The 12,831-nt window shown below is 30.1% G+C and carries 12 protein-coding genes; all 12 read left to right on the top strand.

Going from position 1 to position 12,831, the window contains the following annotated elements; all coding sequences use genetic code 11:
* Positions 1-98: 98 nt before the first annotated feature.
* The 12 genes from pfkA to CAPGI0001_RS06855 all read left to right on the top strand — a co-directional run bounded on the left by pfkA (position 99) and on the right by CAPGI0001_RS06855 (position 12,830).
* Positions 99-1,085: a 6-phosphofructokinase gene (gene pfkA, locus CAPGI0001_RS06800; protein ID WP_002668029.1), complete on the top strand. Its 987-nt coding sequence runs from the start codon at positions 99-101 to the stop codon at positions 1,083-1,085.
* A 78-nt stretch (positions 1,086-1,163) separates the two neighbouring features.
* Positions 1,164-2,483 carry a UDP-glucose dehydrogenase family protein gene (locus tag CAPGI0001_RS06805; RefSeq protein ID WP_002667996.1) on the top strand — a complete coding sequence of 440 codons (1,320 nt, stop codon included), beginning with the start codon at positions 1,164-1,166 and terminating at the stop codon, positions 2,481-2,483.
* Positions 2,484-2,499: 16 nt separating this feature from the next.
* A complete protein-coding gene (locus CAPGI0001_RS06810) occupies positions 2,500-3,357 on the top strand; it encodes an NAD-dependent epimerase/dehydratase family protein (RefSeq protein WP_002668062.1) in 858 nt (285 codons plus the stop codon).
* Positions 3,357-4,460: a UDP-galactopyranose mutase gene (glf, locus tag CAPGI0001_RS06815; RefSeq protein WP_002668284.1), complete on the top strand. Its 1,104-nt coding sequence runs from the start codon at positions 3,357-3,359 to the stop codon at positions 4,458-4,460. Before CAPGI0001_RS06810 ends, glf begins: the two co-directional genes overlap by 1 nt.
* Positions 4,461-4,464: 4 nt before the next feature.
* On the top strand, positions 4,465-5,691 hold the full coding sequence (locus CAPGI0001_RS06820; RefSeq protein WP_002668392.1) for an oligosaccharide flippase family protein: 1,227 nt from the start codon (positions 4,465-4,467) through the stop codon (positions 5,689-5,691).
* Positions 5,688-6,524 carry a DUF4422 domain-containing protein gene (locus tag CAPGI0001_RS06825; protein ID WP_002668193.1) on the top strand — a complete coding sequence of 279 codons (837 nt, stop codon included), beginning with the start codon at positions 5,688-5,690 and terminating at the stop codon, positions 6,522-6,524. The genes CAPGI0001_RS06820 and CAPGI0001_RS06825 overlap by 4 nt, the downstream gene beginning before the upstream one ends.
* A 2-nt stretch (positions 6,525-6,526) precedes the next feature.
* Positions 6,527-7,420 carry a glycosyltransferase family 2 protein gene (locus CAPGI0001_RS06830; RefSeq protein ID WP_002668197.1) on the top strand — a complete coding sequence of 298 codons (894 nt, stop codon included), beginning with the start codon at positions 6,527-6,529 and terminating at the stop codon, positions 7,418-7,420.
* A 12-nt stretch (positions 7,421-7,432) separates the two neighbouring features.
* Entirely contained in the window at positions 7,433-8,656 is a 1,224-nt protein-coding gene (gene wzy / locus CAPGI0001_RS06835) for an oligosaccharide repeat unit polymerase (protein WP_002668371.1), read from the top strand.
* 1 nt (position 8,657) lies between these two features.
* On the top strand, positions 8,658-9,785 hold the full coding sequence (locus CAPGI0001_RS06840; RefSeq protein ID WP_248601307.1) for a glycosyltransferase family 1 protein: 1,128 nt from the start codon (positions 8,658-8,660) through the stop codon (positions 9,783-9,785).
* Positions 9,786-9,797: 12 nt separating this feature from the next.
* On the top strand, positions 9,798-10,820 hold the full coding sequence (locus CAPGI0001_RS06845; RefSeq protein ID WP_002668512.1) for a glycosyltransferase: 1,023 nt from the start codon (positions 9,798-9,800) through the stop codon (positions 10,818-10,820).
* Positions 10,821-10,822: 2 nt separating this feature from the next.
* Positions 10,823-11,581, top strand: a complete 759-nt coding sequence (locus tag CAPGI0001_RS06850; protein WP_002668550.1) for a glycosyltransferase family 2 protein — start codon at positions 10,823-10,825, stop codon at positions 11,579-11,581.
* Position 11,582: 1 nt separating this feature from the next.
* Positions 11,583-12,830 (top strand): protoporphyrinogen/coproporphyrinogen oxidase, encoded by a 1,248-nt coding sequence (locus CAPGI0001_RS06855; protein WP_002668367.1) that lies wholly within the window; start codon positions 11,583-11,585, stop codon positions 12,828-12,830.
* The last annotated feature ends 1 nt before the right edge of the window (position 12,831 follow it).

The raw sequence follows: 12,831 nt of genomic DNA on the forward strand, positions 1-12,831 counted from the left end.
CAGAGATATAAAAAATAGAGAAAAAACTTTTATTTTTGGGGCTATTATAGATTTTTTCCGTAAATTTGCCCCAATAAATAATACCAATTATAACGATTATGACAAACATAAAAAAAATAGCCGTCCTCACCTCAGGAGGAGATGCTCCAGGGATGAATGCCGCCATACGTTCAGTAGTACGCACCTCTGTCTATCACAATATAGAAGTATTAGGAGTATACCGAGGCTACCAAGGAATGATAGAGAATGACTTTACTCCCTTAGATGCTCGTAGTGTACGCAATCTCATCAACCGAGGAGGTACTTTTCTTAAATCAGCACGTTCTAAGGATTTCCGCACTCCTGAAGGCCGTAAGAAAGCCTATGAAAATCTTGTTGCAGCCGGAGCTGATGCCTTAGTAGTTATTGGTGGAGATGGATCTTTCACTGGTGCTCTTCTCTTCAATCAAGAATTTGGTTTTCCTGTCATGGGAATCCCTGGTACTATTGACAACGATATCTATGGGACTACCTATACCTTAGGTTATGATACAGCCTTGAATACCGTAGTAGAAGCCATCGACAAGATCCGTGATACCGCCAGTTCCCACAATCGTATGTTCTTTATCGAGGTAATGGGGCGTGATGCTGGCTTCCTCGCTCTGAACTCTGGTATAGGAGGAGGTGCCGAAAAAATCCTTATTCCTGAGCAACATAGCACCTTGGAAGAACTTGTAAGCGAGATAGAGATCAACCACAATAAAGGAAAAATGTCCAATATTATTGTAGTTGCCGAAGGAGACACTACAGGAAAGAATGTCTTCGAACTTAAAAAATATGTAGAAAAGCAAAACCCCGATTACGATATTCGTGTCACTGTATTGGGACATATCCAGCGAGGCGGTGCCCCTACCTGCTTTGACCGTGTATTGGCGAGCCGTATGGGGGTAAAAGCTGTGGAATCTCTCCTCGAAGGTAAGTCTAACTATATGGTAGGTATCAATAATGACAAGATTGATCTCACCCCTTTAGAAAAAGCCATTAAAGGAGGAGAGAGCAAGCTTGATCCAGATCTTATCCGTATAGCTGAGATTATGAGTATATAATTCTTTTTAGTGAATTTAACAACACTCACCCCTATCTATTAAAACATTTTTTGTAACTTTGCCAAAAATATTTTTTACATGAAAATAGCAGTTATTGGAACCGGTTATGTCGGTTTGGTATCAGGTACTTGTTTTGCTGAAATGGGCAACAAAGTTACTTGTGTAGATGTCAATAAAGAAAAAATAGAAAATCTAAAAAAGGGAATTATCCCCATCTATGAACCAGGGTTAGAGGCCATGGTACTCAATAATGTAGCTAATAAGAATTTATTTTTTACAACAGAAATAGGTGAAGCCATCAAAGATGCTGAGATTGCTTTTATTGCTGTAGGTACTCCTATGGGAGATGATGGTTCTGCTGACTTACAATATGTACTTTCTGTAGCACAATCCATTGGAGAGACCATGCAGGGAAAGCTCATCATTGTAGATAAATCGACTGTACCTGTAGGTACTGCTGATAAGGTACATACTACTGTACAGAAAGCCTTGGATAAGCGAGGTGTCTCTCATGAGTTTTATGTAGTATCCAACCCAGAGTTTCTCAAAGAAGGTAAAGCTATTCAAGATTTTATGAAACCTGACCGAGTTGTAGTAGGGGCTGATAGCGACTATGCATTAAGCCAAATGAAGGCTCTCTATGCACCTTTCTTTATGCAACATGATGGCTTTATCGCAATGGACATTCGTTCGGCTGAAATGACCAAATATGCTGCCAATTCTATGTTAGCCACTAAAATCTCATTTATGAATGAGATTGCCAATATCTGTGAGCGTGTAGGTGCTGATGTGAATAAAGTACGTATAGGGATAGGGTCAGACAGTCGTATTGGCTACAGTTTTATCTATCCTGGCTGTGGATATGGAGGTTCATGCTTTCCAAAGGATGTTTTGGCTCTAAAGAAATTGGCTGAGGAAGTCAATTACAAAGCTGAGCTTATAGAATCTGTGGACAATGTCAATAATCGTCAGAAATATGTCATTGCACAAAAAGTGATAAAAAAATATGGAGAAGACCTTACAGGAAAAACCTTTGCTGTATGGGGGCTCTCTTTCAAACCAGAAACGGATGATATGCGGGAAGCTCCTGCTATCTATATCATCAAGGAATTAGTAAAACGAGGCGCTAAGATACAAGCCTATGACCCTAAAGCTGTACATGAAGCCAAAGTATGTTACCTAAAAGGTGTTGAGCTAACTTATGTAGAAAGTAAATATGATGCTCTCAAAGGAGCCGATGCCCTCCTTCTCCTTACCGAATGGAAAGAGTTCCGTGTACCTGATTTTGAAGAGATCGGCAAGTTACTAAAAGAAAAGGTAATCTTTGATGGACGCAATCAGTATAATGCTTTTGATTTACCTAACAAAGGGTTTGAATATATACAAATAGGAGTTTAATCAGGTAATAGATAACATGAAAATATTAGTAACTGGAGGGGCAGGCTTTGTTGGTTCTAATCTTTGTGAGGCCTTAGCTCAAAACCCTAACAATCAGGTTTATTCATTAGACAACTATTTTACAGGAAGTCGAGAAAACCATGTAGAAGGTGTCACTTATATAGAAGGGAGTACCGAACATATCTTTGAACTGATCGACTTTATCCCTGATCTTGTCTATCACTTGGGGGAATATTCTCGTGTAGAACAGAGTTTTGATGATATAGATAAAGTATTATTATTTAACAAAATAGGTACTCTTAAAGTATTGGAATTCTGTCGAAAACATAAGTGTAAGTTGGTATATGCGGGCAGTAGCACTAAGTTTGGTGATGGAGGTATAGGTAAAGATCAAAGTCCTTATGCTTGGAGTAAATCGTCCAACACAGAGTTAGTGAAAAACTATGGTAATTGGTATGGTTTAGAGTATGCTATTGTTTATTTTTACAATGTTTATGGTAAGCGTGAGATCCGCACTGGTAAATATGCAACCCTTATTGCACTCTTTACTGAAAAAATGAAGAAAGGAGAACCCCTTACTGTAGTAAGCCCTGGTACGCAACAACGTAACTTTACTCATATTGAGGATATAGTATCTGGATTACTTATTGTAGGAGAAAAAGGTAATGGAGATGGTTTTGGTATAGGAAGTCCCGAAACTTATACTGTTTTAGAGATAGCGAAGTTATTTGGAGGTGAGATACAAATGCTTCCCGAACGTAAGGGAAACCGTATGACCGCTGAAGTAGTTACCCAAAAAACAGAAGCATTGGGTTGGAAAGCCAAGAGACATATAAAGGAATTCATTGAAGGGTTGAGAAATAATATTTGGTAATGAAAGAATATGATTATCTAATTGTTGGAGCTGGGCTTTTTGGAGCTGTGTTCGCTTGTGAAATGACTAAAAAAGGAAAAAGATGTTTAGTTATTGATAAAAGAGAACATTTAGGAGGAAATGTATATTGTAAAGAGATAAAGGGAATACAAGTTCACCAATATGGACCACATATTTTCCATACTAATGATAAAGATATTTGGAATTATGTAAATCAGTTTGCTGAATTTAATCATTTTATATATAGTCCTGTAGCTAATTATAAGGGTAAATTGTATAGTTTGCCTTTTAATATGAATACATTCTACCAATTATGGGGAGTTACCACACCTGAAAAAGCTCAACAAATTATAGAAAAACAGATTAAAGAAAGTGGTATTTCTTCTCCTAAAAACTTAGAAGAACAAGCTCTTTCATTAGTTGGGCGAGATGTATATGAAAAACTTATCAAAGGATATACAGAGAAGCAGTGGGGACGACCAGCAACAGAATTACCTTCTTTTATTATCAAAAGATTACCTTTGCGTTATATTTTTGACAATAACTATTTTAATGATAGATATCAAGGTATTCCTATAGGGGGATACAATGTTATTATAGAGAATATGCTCAAAGGTATTGAAACCAAAACAGGAGTAGATTACCTTAAAAATAAGAGCTATTATGATAATATAGCTAACACTGTTGTATATACTGGTAAAATTGATGAGTACTTTGGTTATTGCTTTGGTGAACTGGAATATCGTTCTTTGAGATTTGAAACAGAAATTTTAGAGATGGAAAACTTCCAGGGATGCGCAGGGATGAACTATACTGATGCTGAAACGCCCTACACTAGGATTGTGGAACATAAACACTTTGAATTTGGCAAACAAAAACATACAGTTATTACCAAGGAATACTCTCAGAATTGGGATAGAGAAAAAGAAGCCTATTACCCTATAAATAATACAGCTAATCAAGAGTTGTATAATAAGTATAAAGAGAAAGCTTCTACTTTGACCAATGTTATTTTTGGAGGACGATTGGCAGAATATAGGTATTATGATATGCATCAAGTAATTGCTTCAGCATTACAGAGAGTAAAAACAATAAATAGCTGATAGGATGGTATTTGATAAACTAAAACAACATAAAAAGCTCATTGAAAATTTTTCTTATTTGTCTTTTTTACAAATACTCTCATTAATTACTCCTTTAATTACTTATCCTTATTTGGTAAAAACTTTAGGAGAGGTGATGTATGGAACTGTAGTATTTGCACAGGCTGTAGTTACTTATTTTAATATTTTAGTTGTTTTTGGTTTTAATTTCACTGCAGCAAGAGACGTTAGTTTACATAGAGATAGCCCTAAAAAGTTGAGTGAAATTATTAGTGCAGTGACTATTATCAAAACATTATTTCTGATACTTTCATTATTATTAATATCATGTTATATGTTTTATACCTCCAAAATGGATTATAGCTTATACTATTTATCCTTTTGGATATGTCTCAATGAAATTCTATTTCCTACTTGGTTTTTTCAGGGAATAGAAGAAATGAAATATATTACTTTTATCAATTTTGGAATACGTGTTTTGTTTATAGGAATGATTTTTGTATTTATAAAATCACCTGATGACTATTTATTTTTCCCTTTGCTGAATGGAATTGGGGCTCTTTTGGCGGGAATTATTAGTTTCTCTTTATTATATAGAAAATACAAATTACAATTAATAAGAGTTCCTTTAAAAACACTTATTGAATATATAAAATCATCATACCATTTATTTATATCTAATATTTCTATTCAGATATATGTAAATGCCAATAAGATTATTATTGGTCATTTTTTGGGTATGCGAGAGGTTACTTATTATGATTTAGCTGAAAAAATTACTAATATGGGAAAAGTTCCTCAGGGAATGATTAATCAGGTTTTATATCCTAAAATATCTTTAGAGAAGAATGGTTCTTTTTTAAGGAAAGTTCTCAAAGGTTCAATTCTTATGAATAGTTTTTTATATTTAATGGTTTTTTTATTTTCAAATGAGATTGTAGCTTACTTTGGAGGGAATGAAATAGTATTAAGAATACTATTCCTAACAGTACCTATCATAGGAATAAGCAACGTATTAATGATATTAACCTTGTTACCTTTTGGATATAATAAAGTTTTCACAAGAATTGTCTTTTTATCAGCTTTTTCTTATTCATTAATCGTTTTGACACTTTATGGATTCCATTCTATATCATTATATACACTTACAGCTACCAATGTAGTTGTAGAGTCATTAGTTTCTATAATAGCATATATCTATATTAGAAGAAAAAAAATAATAGACTTATGAGTGAAGATAAAAATATTAAAGTATTAGTTTGTTGCCATAAAAAAGATGTAATGGCAACTCAATCACCTTATCTACCTATACAAGTAGGTAAGGCTATATCTAATACAGATTTAGGAGTACAAGGTGACAATACTGGAGATAACATAAGTGAAAAAAACCAAAGTTATTGTGAACTTACAGGTATCTATTGGGCTTGGAAGAATTTAAAAAATGTAGATTATATTGGACTTTGCCATTATAGGAGATATTTTGATTTTCATAAGCAGGGGAATATGATAGCACACAGCACGATTATTCCTTCTAAAAATTTTGCAAAATTAGATTTGTCAGTTCCTAAAAATGTTTTAAAAGAATTGGAGAAAGGCTACATCTTTATTCCTAAGAAAATAACTTATAAATATCCACTATACATTGATTATAGCATTCATCACTTAAGTGAAGATATTCGTAAATTAGAAGAAATAATTAATATTCATTGTGAAGATAAATATAAGGAAGCTTTTAGTAAAGTTATTCATCATAATAACAAACTAAGTCACTATAATATGTTTTTAATGTCTTGGAAAGAGTTTGATAGATATTGCCAATGGCTTTTTTCTGTTTTAGTGATTGCTGAGAAAGAGATTAACATAACCAATTACAATTCTGTCCAAAAACGTATTTTTGGATATATGGGGGAAAGACTTTTTAATATTTATATATATGCCAATCAGCTAAAAGTAAAAGAATTACCTATACTTAAAATTAGTGATGAAATAAACAATACTAATCTTATAAAACGAATTGCTAGAACTCAAGTCAATAGTTTAACCGCCTTACTCCATAAAATTTAAAAATGGTTTCTATCATCATAGTCAATTATAATACTAAACAACTTACTTTGGATTGTCTTAAATCTATTTATGATCATACAACAGAAATAGATTTTGAGATCATTGTAGTAGACAATGCTTCCTCCGACAATTCAGTAGAAGCTATAAAAGCAACCTTTCCTTTAGTAAAAGTGATAGAACCTAATGAAAATTTAGGGTTTGGTAGAGCTAATAATCTTGGTGCTAAATATGCTAAAGGCGAATATTTATTTTTACTCAATAGTGACACCTTACTTATAGAGAATAGTATTAAAAAACTATATGATTTTTATATAGAAAATCAAGGAAAACTTCATATAGGAGTTTTAGGTTGTACTTTAGTAAATAAAGATTTAAATCTCATACATTCTGGGGGTGATTTCCCTACCATTTGGAGGTATATTTTTGATAATCCATTACGAGTTCTAAATAAGATTTTTAAAACAAATAAAAGTACATTTAAAAAATTTTCTTACAATGACACCCTGACTAAAGTAGATATGGTAACAGGAGCCGATATGTTTTTATCAAAAAAAAGTTTTGATAAGGTAGGAGGATTTGACGAGCGCTTTTTTCTTTATTATGAAGAAACAGATATGGAGTATAAACTTATGAAATTAGGATGCTCTCATTATATCACAAATATTACAAAAATAATTCATTTGGAAGGTGGAAGTATGAGTTATTCCAATTGGAAACGAAAGATTGTCCAAAATAGTCAAACACTTTATTTTAAACTTAATCATTCAAAGTTTTTTTGGTTATATGGACTATATGAGTTTTTGATAACTCCAATAAGATTTTTACAATTCAAATATTCTTTCAAAGATAATTTAGACTTTGTTAGAAGTAATATGAAAAATATTTTTTTAAATTAAAATAGTACAAGTTTGATAAAAAAGGAAGAAGCTTATAAGGGAGTGCGTGTTATTTTCTACTTAAATGTTTTTTACATTTTAGTAAGTTATCTTCATGCTATATTTGTAGGGTCTTATAATGGAGATTTTTTGAATGTTTCAGTGAATTTAGACTTTATTTTTTTAACCCTCATTGTTTTTTTTTGCATATTACCTTATTGGGTCCAATGGAAAATTTACAAATATTTCAAAAAAAAGGAAAAAAGAAGAAAAAGTATATATATTGATATTCAATATATTAAAAACTTTGTCTACATAATTTTATTATTACATGTATTTGCAACTATTATTTTCGACGTAAATAGAGTTGGTGCGCCTCCATATGAAGCCCCTATTGTTATTAAGTTTTTCATACAAATTCTTTTAAGATTTAATTCTTTTTTATGGGGATCCTTTCTGTTTTTTTTACTCCCTAAGAAAAATAAAGGAGCGTTGATTTTAACAATATTTTTAATGCTGTTAATAGGTATATTGAGAGGGTCTTTTGGTGTAATTTACAGTGTTTTTTTATTATTTTTAATAAAATATTTCAATAGCATTATAAGAATTATAAAGAAAAAAATCGTTTTTGTCCTTATAGGAATTGCTTTTTTCCCAGCTATTGTGGAATTTGCTTATTCACAAAGAGATATTATAAGGAATAGTAATGAAAAAAAGATAGAAAATCAAAGTCTTATTGCAGGAAAATTGATAGGAAGAATGTCTAGTTTTTCCAACAGTGCGATTTTAGTAGATAATGTTTTTACATATTTTTTGTTAGCTCAAACATTTGATAATTATTTTTATCAAAAGGGAATGCTTGTTGCTATAAGTACTTCCTATGAAAAAAGAGGTTTTAAAACTCCTGAAAAAGTTCTGTTACCTGATACTCCTGATGGTTCTTCATTTATGTTAGGAACAACAGGAATTCTAATTTTTTCTTTGTATAATTCACCAATAGCTTTTATTTTAAATCTTTTTTCTATCATCATTGTATCACTAATAATATATGGAATTTTATTAAGAATTAAATTTGAATATAATAAAGAGTTAGCATATTTATTATTAGTTGGCCCTACACTAAGTGGTGTAGCAGGGGAATATGCTTTTAATCTGATAATAGTAGTCATATTTTTCATAACTTTATTTTTATTTAGATTTTTACAAAAACTTATTGTATATGAGGGTCAAATATATAGACACAATCTGCACAAATAAGATGCATGCTATTTTTAATGCATCTCTATTGGCTATGTTAATCAATTTGTACTCTGATATTATTTTTTCTGGCGAAAAAAGAAATATGAGTGATGTGATAAATATTTTGAAAGAAAACCATATTGATGTTAAGAACGTTAGAAAAAGAAATCTATATCTAATCACAACCCACTCTGGTATTCGTGCATTTTTAACATTTTGCTTAAGTTTTTTTTACAATTTATACTTCATAATTTCTAGTAGAAAAAATGATCTTTTAGTATTTAACTATAATAATTTATTTTCTGTAAGAAGTATAAATTTTTTCAATAAATTTTTTAATAGGAATATCCTTATATTTTGTCATGGTGAAATGGAGTTCCTAATATCTGATACAAAACAATATGGACTTCTAAATACAATTCTGACTTATTTTGGAAAAAATTTTTTCTTAAATAAACAAATAAAAATGCACCCTAAAATAAAATTTGTAGTAATGGGGGATTCTATATTATCAAATATAAAGAGTGTAATTCCTAATAATATTTCAAAATCTTTTATCTCTATAGACCATTCTTATTTCTTTAGAAGAAAAGAAAACTCAGAACTTCCATTTAATAATAAGAAAATAAAAATTGGAACAGTTGGCACTTTTTCGAAAATAAAAGGAGGAGAAGACTTTTTTAAATTATATAATCTGATAGGTCCTGATAAAGTGGACTTTTCTATAACAGGAAGAATCTTCTATGAGTCATATATTTTTGATTCTATGAAAATAGATATCCCTAAAAATAGAGGAAAAAATATGATCCCAAGAAATGAATTAGAAGAAAGAATAGAAAAGTTAGATATTATCTTATTTTTTTACCCTAAAACTTCCTATAAATTAATAGCTAGTGGCGCTATTATGGATGCAATAAATATGAGAAAACCCATTTTAGCTATTAAAAATGATTATTTTGAATATATTTTTAGAAAATTTGGACGTTTTGGCTTTTTAGTTAATTCAGTTGAAGAAATGGCTACAATTTTGAAAACAATTAGAAAGGAAGATTTGTCATTTGATTTTGATTCTATACAAAAAGAAATGAATATTTCTAAAATAACTGAACAGCTTAAAAGAAATCTTATTGATATTAATTTATTTTAGAAAAAATTACAAGTGTTACTAATTGATGCTATATACATAAATACTGGAGGAGGAAAAATTCTCTTAGATTATCTCATCGAAGAATTAGAAAAAACAGATAAGCAAATTTTTTATCTGTTAGATAAGCGTATTCAAAAGGAAAAATATGTTGTAAAATCTACAAATGTTATACTATATTTAAAATCGGGTTTTTTTGATAGAATGAATTTTTACAAAAAAAACAAAAATAGATTTAGTAAAGTGTTTTGTTTTGGCAATATCCCTCCTCCTATTAAATTGAAAAGTGATGTTCTCACATATTTTCAGAATATAAATTATATTTCTTATTCTAAGAAAGATTTCTCTTTAAAAAATAGATTCCTTTTTTTTCTAAAAAGAAAAATCCTTTCTGTATGGAAAAATAATACTAACAAATGGATTGTGCAATCTTTGTATGTACAACAGAAAATGATAGAAAAGTATGGAGAAAACAAAAATAAAATAGAAATCATTCCTTTCTATAAGTCTTTCAAAAAGAATGAAGATATTGGGAATATTGAAAAAATTCCCAATTCTTTCTTATATGTAAGTAATGCTTATCCTAATAAAAATCACCTTCGCCTGATAGATGCTTTCTGTAATTTTTATGATAAGTATAAGAAAGGGAAACTAATAGTTACTGTAAGTGATAACTTTACAGAAGTTAAAAATTTTATTAATATCAAGATTGCTCAAAACTATCCTATAGAAAATTTAGGATATGTTTCTCAAGAAGCCTTAGTGAAATATTATAAACAGAGTGAATTTATTATTTTTCCATCAACTTCTGAAAGTTTTGGGTTAGGTTTGATTGAAGGAATTGAATTTGATTGTAAGATTATTGGAGCCAATTTACCTTACACTTATGCGGTATGTGAACCTTCTATTGTTTTTAACCCTTTGAATATTGAAAGCATTGAGGAGTCGTTTAATTATGCTGTTCATAATAAAGTAAAAAATTCTATATTAAAAGCCGAAAATTGTATTAGTAAACTGATAAATCTATTAAAAAAATAAAGATGAAACAACATTTAGTATCTATCATTACTCCAATGTATAATGCAGAAAAATATGTTGCACAAACTATTGAGTCTGTACTTGCCCAAACATATAGTGATTGGGAAATGATTATTGTAAATGATGGATCAAAAGATAATTGTGCTGAGATTGTAAAAGAATATACTCAAAAGGACAAACGAATAAAACTAATCAATCAACCCAATGCTGGATCAGCTGCTGCAAGAAATAATGCCCTTAGAAATGCAGCTGGGCAATATATTTGTTTTCTTGATACTGATGACTTATGGGATAATAATTTTTTAGAGAAACAACTTAATTTTTTAAAAGAGAAAAATGCCGTTTTAGTATTTTCTTCTTATAGACGAATAGATGAAAAAGGTGAAAAGAAACTAGACCCTTTTATTGTACCAAAAACAGTAACTTATACTGATTTGTTAAAAACATGTTCTATTTCCTGTCTTACAGCTTTGTATGATAAAACACAGATAGGAGAGCAATATTTTAAAGAAGAGCTTAAGAGTTTGAGAGATGATTTTGTGTTTTGGCTACAGGCACTTAAGAAAATAAAAATAGCTTATGGAAATAAAGATATTTTAGCATCTTATCGCGTTTTCGCAAGCAGTACTACAGGAAATAAAAAGAAAGTAATTAAACCTCAGTTCATGGTTTATTACAAAGTTGAAAAGTTAGGTTTAATAAAAAGTTTATACTATTTAAGCTGTTGGGCTATAAATGGTTTCTTAAAATATAGAAAATAATATGGATTTAATTATAGGTGCTGGTGTATCTGGTATTTCATATGCAACATTTACCAAGAATGATTATTGTATGGTAGAGGCTACCAATGAGATTGGTGGATATTGTAAAACTATAAAAAGAGGAGAGTTTGTTTGGGACTATTCTGGTCATTTTTTCCATTTTAGGGATGAAAAATTAAAGGAATTAATATGTAAATATATAGATCCCAAAACACTTAAAAAAGTTAAGAAAAATACAAAAATTCTATATAAGGGTAAGTATATTGATTTCCCTTTCCAGAAAAACATACATCAACTTGAAAAAGACGAATTTATAGATTGTTTATATGACTTATTCAAAGCAGATGAATATGGGAATATAGAATCTTTCAAAGACATGGTATATGCCAAATTAGGCAGAAGTATTGCTGAAAAATTTCTCATTCCTTACAATGAAAAACTTTATGCTTGTGATCTAAATAGTTTAGATGCCAATGCCATGGGAAGATTTTTCCCAAAAGCTAATAAGGAAGAAATTATTTTAAACTTTAAAGAACAAGCAAGTACTTCCTATAATGAGTACTTTGTATATCCAACAGGAGGAGCTATTGAATATATTAATTCTCTTTATAAAAATGTAGATGATACTAAAGTTTCTTTGAACGAAAAAGTAATAAAAATAGATATTCATAACAAAATCGCTTACACAAATAAACGAGAAATAAAGTATGACAACCTAATTTCCACTATACCTTTTCCTTTATTATTAGAACTTTGTGATATTTCCTATACTAAAGAATATTTTACTTGGAACAAAGTATTAGTTTTCAATTTAGGTTTCAATAAAAAAGGATCTGACACAGAAAGTAGTTGGGTATATATTCCTGATAAAGAAATCTGCTTCTATCGTATGGGATATTATGATAACATCTTAGGTACTTCAAAAATGTCTCTATATATAGAAATGGGATTCCCTAACAGTTTTATTATAGAAGATGAACAAAAGTACCTACATAAGGTCCTCAAAGATTTGAAAAAAATAGGTGTAGTAAAAGATGAAGAACTTATAGATTATCATTCTGTAGTAATGGATCCTGCCTATGTTCATATTAACCAAAAAGGAATTCAAAGTGTAGGAAAATATAAAAAACAGTTGGCTCAAAATAATATCTATTCTATTGGACGTTATGGAAGTTGGACATATTGTTCTATTGAGGACAATATTATAGAAGCAAAAGATTTAGCGAAAAACTTACTTATAAATCAATAAA

Source organism: Capnocytophaga gingivalis ATCC 33624, from assembly GCF_000174755.1.
Lineage (GTDB): Bacteria > Bacteroidota > Bacteroidia > Flavobacteriales > Flavobacteriaceae > Capnocytophaga > Capnocytophaga gingivalis.